At 70.8% G+C, this 6,314-nt stretch carries 4 protein-coding genes; 1 reads left to right on the top strand and 3 read right to left on the bottom strand.

The window, feature by feature from the left end; genetic code table 11:
- Nucleotides 1-661: 661 nt before the first annotated feature.
- Nucleotides 662-1,219, bottom strand: coding sequence for a MarR family winged helix-turn-helix transcriptional regulator (locus IE145_RS28090; RefSeq protein WP_006125761.1), 558 nt, complete (start codon nucleotides 1,217-1,219; stop codon nucleotides 662-664).
- Nucleotides 1,220-1,351: 132 nt separating this feature from the next.
- On the opposite strand from IE145_RS28090, the gene IE145_RS28085 reads away from it, so the two are divergent.
- Nucleotides 1,352-2,686, top strand: a complete 1,335-nt coding sequence (locus IE145_RS28085; RefSeq protein WP_189528241.1) for an MFS transporter — start codon at nucleotides 1,352-1,354, stop codon at nucleotides 2,684-2,686.
- 38 nt (nucleotides 2,687-2,724) lie between these two features.
- On the opposite strand, the gene IE145_RS28080 is transcribed toward IE145_RS28085, so the two are convergent.
- Both IE145_RS28080 and IE145_RS28075 read right to left on the bottom strand, forming a co-directional pair.
- Nucleotides 2,725-4,389, bottom strand: a complete 1,665-nt coding sequence (locus IE145_RS28080; protein WP_189528238.1) for an ATP-binding SpoIIE family protein phosphatase — start codon at nucleotides 4,387-4,389, stop codon at nucleotides 2,725-2,727.
- Nucleotides 4,390-4,678: 289 nt separating this feature from the next.
- Nucleotides 4,679-6,151 carry an NAD(P)/FAD-dependent oxidoreductase gene (locus IE145_RS28075; protein ID WP_189528237.1) on the bottom strand — a complete coding sequence of 491 codons (1,473 nt, stop codon included), beginning with the start codon at nucleotides 6,149-6,151 and terminating at the stop codon, nucleotides 4,679-4,681.
- Between the last annotated feature and the right edge of the window lie 163 nt (nucleotides 6,152-6,314).

The following is a 6,314-nucleotide window of genomic DNA, read 5'->3' as shown; positions in this document are numbered from 1 at the left end:
AATAAGACCCGTTGTTCACAGCGTCCTCGCTGTGTATTGCCTACCACCGCGCATGGCGGCCATAGGACTTTCAAAGGAACCACCAACCTGCCGAAGCAGGCCGGGGTATCAACATATCTGGCGTTGACTTTTGGCACGCTGTTGAGTTCTCAAGGAACGGACGCTTCCTTCGGTCCCGTATCACCGGGGCCCTCCGGGCGCTTCCCTTCGTTTACTTCTTTTGTTTCGCTGTCTTGCTGTCTTACGTTTCCGACTCTATCAGACTCTTTCGTGTCCGATTCCCGGTCGAAGCGGGCCGTGCAGTTTCGCTTTCCAGGTTCTTTCGCTTTCGCGTTTTCCCTTTCCGGCGAGTCCGACTCTATCAGATCCTTTCGGGCCTGATACCCAGTCAGCGGGGCTTGTCCTCGCGGCTGTTGGGCCGTTCCGACACTCAAACTCTAGCGGATTCTCCCGGCGGCTCATAATCGGGCCCTCGTCGTGAATTCCGGCATGCCGAAATCATCCCGAGTGGGAGATCGTGCTGAAGTTTGGTTGCCGCGTGTGCGGCGGGATCGGCTGCCCCGGAACCATCCGGCTCCGTGACAACTCGGAGAACTTTACGGATCCACCAGGGGTGTGTCAACCCTCCCCCGATGAGCTGCGCAGGGCCCCCGCCCGGCCCTCAGTCCAGGTCAGTGAGCCGGCCGCCCGCGTCCGGCTGGGCGTGCTCGACCCGGCGCAGTAGGCGGACCAGCAGCTCGCCGAGGACGCCTCGCTCGTCGCCGGACAGGTCCTGGAGGAGGTCCTCCTCGAAGTCGCTCGCCATGCGCATCGCCTCGAGCCACTTCGTACGGCCCTCGTCGGTCAGCTCGACGATGACGCGGACCCGGTTGTTCTCGTCGCGGTCGCGGGTGACCAGGCCCTCGCCCGCCATCCGGTCGATGCGGTGGGTCATGGCGGCCGGGGTGAGACCGAGGCGCTTCGCCAGTTCGCCGGGGCCCAGCCGGTAGGGGGCGCCCGAGAGGACCAGGGTCTTGAGGACCTCCCACTCGGCGTTGCTGATGCCGAGCGCGGCGACCTGCCTCCCGTACGCGACGTTCATCCTGCGGTTCAGGCGGCCCAGCGCGGAGACGACCTGCTCGACCTGGGGGTCGAGGTCGCGGAACTCGCGTTGGTAGGCGGCGATCTGTTCGTCGAGGCTCGGCTCGCTGGGGCCGGGCTCCTCGGTGCTCTCAGACATGGCGGGCAGTATGGCACGCCCCCACCACCCTTGAAGTTCTTCAGGCTGAAGTTTTCACCTTCTAAGTTTACTGCTAAAGTCTTCGAGTCTGATTCCTTCAAGATCTTGAGGTAGGTGAGTGTGACCAGGGAGATGGGCGCGGCGCTGCGGCGGATCCAGCTGGGCAGCGCGCTGAGCGCGTTCGGGCTCGGGTTCACCGTTCCGTATCTGTACGTCTACGTGGCGCAGGTGCGGGATCTGGGCGCCGGGACGGCGGGGGTCGTCCTGGCGGTCTTCGCGATGGCGGCGCTGGCCGTTCTGCCGTTCACCGGGCGGGCCATCGACCGGCGGGGCCCGTTGCCCGTGCTGGTGGTGGCCTCCGCGCTGGCTTCCGTGGGCGCCGCCGCCCTGGGGTTCGCGAGCACTGTTCCGGCCGCCGTGCTGGCCGCCGCCGTCCTGGGTGCGGGCACCGCCGTCATGCAGCCGGCCCTCGCCACGATGCTCGTGTGGTGTTCCAGCACCGCGACCCGGACCCGCGCCTTCGCCATGCAGTTCTTCCTGCAGAACCTGGGGCTCGGCCTCGGTGGGCTCGTCGGCGGGCAGCTCGTGGACGTGGACCGTCCGGCGAGCTTCACGATGCTCTTCCTGATCGAGGCCGCGATGTTCGTGGTGCTCGGTGTCGTCGTCACCACGGTGCGGATGCCCCGTACGGCTTCCCTCGGCGGGGCACGGCCCTCGGGCGACGCCGCTGCCAAGGGCGGCGGGCTGCGGGCGCTGCTGTCGCACCGGGCCATGGTGCAGCTGTGCGTGCTGGGCTTCGTGCTGTTCTTCGCCTGCTACGGGCAGTTCGAGTCCGGGCTCGCCGCGTACGGCACGGAGGCTGCCGGGATCGAGCCCTCCACGCTGGGCTTCGCGCTGGCCGCCAACACCGCGGTCATCGTCGTCGCGCAGTTCGTCGTGCTGCGGCTCGTGGAGCGGCGGCGGCGCAGCCGGGTCATCGCCGCGGTCGGTCTGATCTGGGCGTTCGCCTGGATCGTGGCCGGGTACGCGGGGCTGGGCCACGGCAGCCAGGCCATGGCGACGGCCGCGTTCATCTCGACGTACGCACTGTTCGGGTTGGGTGAGGCGATGCTGTCGCCGACCGTCGCCCCGCTGGTGGCCGATCTGGCGCCGGAGTCGATGGTCGGGCAGTACAACTCGGCGTTCGCCCTGTGCAAGCAGCTCGCGCTGGCGGTCGGCCCGGCCGTCGGCGGTCCGATGGGGGCCTCGCTGCACGGCCCGTACATCGTGACGTTCGTGCTGTTCTCGCTCGGTATCACGGTGCTCGCGCTGCGGCTGGGGCGCCGGCTCACCCCCGTACAGGATCAGCCGTCGCTGGCAGTCGTCCCCTCACGGGTGGTGGCGGTGTCGCTGCCGGAGGGTGCTGACGGCTCGGTTACCGTCGGGAACGCCGCCTCCTCTTCCACCCCCGCCCCCGCCGGTCACTGACCGGGTCCGACGCCGAACGTCCGCCCTGCCGCCCTGGTTCACTGCGGCAGGGCGAACTCGCACCACACGGCCTTGCCGCCGCCCGGGGTGCGCCGGCTGCCCCACGAGGTGGCGATCGAGGCGATGATCGAGATGCCGCGTCCCGCCTCGTCGGCCGGTTCGGCCTGGCGGCGGCGCGGCAGGTGGTCGTCGCCGTCGGTGACCTCGATGATCAGCCGTCGGTCCGTACGCCGCAGCCCCAGGCGCATCGGCGGTGTGCCGTGCTGGAGGGAGTTCGCGACGAGCTCGCTGGTGGCGAGGACGCCGAGGTCGCGGAGCTCGACGGGGAAGCGCCAGGAGGTCAGGACTCCGGTGGCGAAGGCGCGGGCGCGCGGGGCGGCCTCGATGCCGCCGAGGAGATCGAGCGCGGCGTTGTGGAACAGCTCCGCGTGGGCCCCCGTACGGGCGGGGTGCTGGACGACCAGGACCGCCACGTCGTCGTCGTGCTCGGCGGTGACGCCGAGGGAGCGGATCAGCCGGTCGCAGACCACCTGGGGTGATCCCTTGGCGCCGGAGAGGGCCCGGGCCAGGGAGGCGACGCCCTCGTCGATGTCCTCGCTGCGCCGTTCGACCAGGCCGTCCGTATAGAGGACCGCGGTGGAGCCGGGCGGCAGCGGGATGGTGCCCGAGGTGTGGACCCAGCCGCCGGTGCCGAGCGGGGGTCCGGTGGGATCGGCGGCGCGCTCGACAGTGCCGTCCTCGTCGCGGACGAGGATCGGGAGGTGCCCGGCGGAGGCGTAGACGAGCTGTCCCTCGTTCGGATCGTGGACGGCGTAGACGCAGGTCGCGATCTGGCTGGCGTCGATCTCGGCGGCGAGGACGTCCAGCAGCTGGATCACCTCGTGCGGCGGGAGGTCGAGGCGGGCGTAGGCGCGGACAGCGGTGCGGAGCTGGCCCATCACGGCGGCGGCCCGGACCCCGCGGCCCATCACATCGCCGATGACCAGGGCAGTGCGGCCCGCGCCGAGGGTGATGACGTCGTACCAGTCGCCGCCGACCGCGGCGTCGGTGCCGCCGGGCTGGTAGGTGGCGGCGATGCGGAGGTCGTCGGGCTGTTCCAGTTCCTGCGGGAGCAGGGAGCGCTGGAGGGTGACGGCCGTCTCGCGGTGGCGGCGCTCGCTGGTGCGCAGGCGTTCGGCGGCCTCGGCGTGGTCGGTGACGTCGGCGGCGTAGACGAGGACGCCGTCCTCCCCGGCGATCGGGGTGCAGGTCACCGTGTACGAGCCGCCCTCGGAGGTTCTGCGGGACTTGACCGTACGGGGGGTGCCGCTGCGCAGGACCTGGTCGAGCAGCGGGAGAACGCTGAGCCGGTCGAGCTCGGGCATGGCCTCGGCGGCGGGGGCGCCGGTCGGGCGGGGGCCGAACGCGGCTTCGTACGCGTCGTTGACATACGCGACGCGGTGGTCCGGGCCGTGCAGCAGGGCGACGGGGGCCGGGAGCCGGCCGAGGATCTCTCGGGCGGAGAGGTCGTCGAGGGCGGATCCGGCCGGGCCCTTTTCCGGTGCGGGGGAGGAAGGCGCCGGGGCGGCGTCGTCCGGCTGGGCGGGCGTGCCCTCCGGGCGGGCGTACTCGGCTCGGGCGGCCGGCACGGAACTGCGGTCGTCCCGCGCGGCGGCTCGGCGCTGCGTTCCGGGGAGGCGGGCGCTCCAACGCGTGAAGTTCACGGTATTTCTGGCCTCGTGTGTCGGTCTGGTCCGCTCGGGCGGGCTGCTTCTTCTGCCGTTTTCTCGGCCGTGTTCGGGGCTCCGGGGGGCCTACCCCCGGGAAGGCGCAGCCGGGCCTCGTCGTGCTGGTGGTGCGTCGCTGCTGGTCACTGATGGTCACTGCCGACCGGGTCACTCTGTGCAGGTGTGGGCCCACCTATGGTCACACGTCCAGTGTGACCGACCGTACTGACAGTCGCCGCCGGGCCGCCCGGCCGACGGCCCGTCAGCCGTCCGTCCGGCCGGGCCGTCAGCTGTCCGTCCGGCCGTCCTTCGGCGGTTCGCCAGCGTCACGCGGCGGTTCCCCGGGGCCCTTCGGGCGGCTGGGGCCGGGCAGTCCCGGGGCGCCGGAACCGCCACCGCCCGCCGCGAGTTCGAACTCGGCTCGGGGGTGCTCCAGCGAGCCGAGGGAGACGATCTCGCGTTTGAAGAGTCCGGACAGGGTCCATTCGGCAAGGACGCGCGCCTTCCGGTTGAACGTCGGCACCCGGCTGAGGTGGTACGTACGGTGCATCAGCCAGGCGGGGTAGCCCTTGAGCTTGCGGCCGTAGACGTGGGCGACACCCTTGTGCAGGCCGAGGGAGGCGACCGAACCGGCGTACGCGTGGCGGTACTCCGTCAGCGGCCGGCCGTCGAGGGAGGCGAGGACGTTGTCGGCGAGGACCTTCGCCTGGCGCACGGCGTGCTGGGCGTTGGGGGCGGTCTCGCGGCCGGGTTCGGAGGCGGTCAGGTCGGGTACGGCCGCGGCGTCGCCGGCGGCCCAGGCGTGCGGCATGTCCTCGACGCCGAGGGTGGCGGTGCAGCGGAGCCGGCCACGTTCGGTGAGGGGCAGGTCCGTGGCGGCCAGCAGAGGGGCCGGTTTGACGCCCGCGGTCCAGACGAGGGTGCGGGTGGGGAAGCGGGAGCCGTCGCTGAGAACGGCGACGCGGTCCTCGCAGGTGTCGAGGCGGGTCTCCAGGCGGACGTCGATGTTCCGGCTCCGCAGCTCGCCGATGGCGTAGGTGCCCATGGCCTCGCCGACCTCGGGGAGGATGCGCCCGGACGCCTCGACGAGGATCCATTTCAGGTCGGACGGCTTGATGTTGTGGTAGTACCGGGCCGTGTAGCGGGCCATGTCCTCCAGTTCGGCCAGCGCCTCGACGCCCGCGTAGCCGCCGCCGACGAAGACGAAGGTCAGAGCGGCGTCGCGGATCGCGGGGTCGCGGGTGGCGGAGGCGATGTCCATCTGTTCGATGACGTGGTTGCGCAGCCCGATGGCTTCCTCGACGGTCTTGAAACCGATGCCGAAGTCGGCGAGGCCGGGGATCGGCAGGGTGCGCGATACGGACCCGGGGGCGATGACGATCTCGTCGTACCCGATCTCCAGGGCCCCCGTGCCGTCCTCACCGGTGGCGAGGGTGGTGACGGTCGCGGTCCGTTTGGCGTGGTCGATGCGCTGGGCCTCGCCGATGACGATCGTGCAGTCCTTGAGGACCCGGCGCAGCGGTACGACGACATGACGGGGCGAGATCGAGCCGGCCGCCGCTTCGGGGAGGAAGGGCTGGTACGTCATGTAGGGCTCGGGCGTGACGACCACGATCTCGGCGTCGCCGCTCTTCAGTCTCTGCTTCAACTTCCGCTGGAGACGCAGCGCTGTGTACATCCCGACGTAGCCGCCGCCGACGACGAGAACGCGCACACCTGGCCGGGTGCCGGGGGTCGTCCCCCGGGAATCTGGAGCCATCACCACCCCATGACGCAACGGAGTCAGTGGTTTGTCCACAGGCCCGGCAAATTGTGTGACCGGAGGACCGGCAACGGGGCTCTGGGCCCGTCGGCGGCGGAAAGCGGCAGCCGTGCAGGTCAGGCGGTACGTGTGGGGCGAACTGAGGGGGGATGTTCCGGCG

It is taken from the genome of Streptomyces sindenensis (genome assembly GCF_014649035.1).
Classification (GTDB): Bacteria; Actinomycetota; Actinomycetes; order Streptomycetales; family Streptomycetaceae; genus Streptomyces; species Streptomyces sindenensis.
This window is presented reverse-complemented; position numbering and strand designations above follow the sequence as displayed.

Bases quoted from the DNA above. Each gene is read 5' to 3' on its own strand.
- IE145_RS28090 (WP_006125761.1), bottom strand. From the start codon at position 1,219: ATGTCTGAGAGCACCGAGGAGCCCGGCCCCAGCGAGCCGAGCCTCGAC.
- IE145_RS28085 (WP_189528241.1), top strand. From the start codon at position 1,352: ATGGGCGCGGCGCTGCGGCGGATCCAGCTGGGCAGCGCGCTGAGCGCG.
- IE145_RS28075 (WP_189528237.1), bottom strand. From the start codon at position 6,151: ATGGCTCCAGATTCCCGGGGGACGACCCCCGGCACCCGGCCAGGTGTG.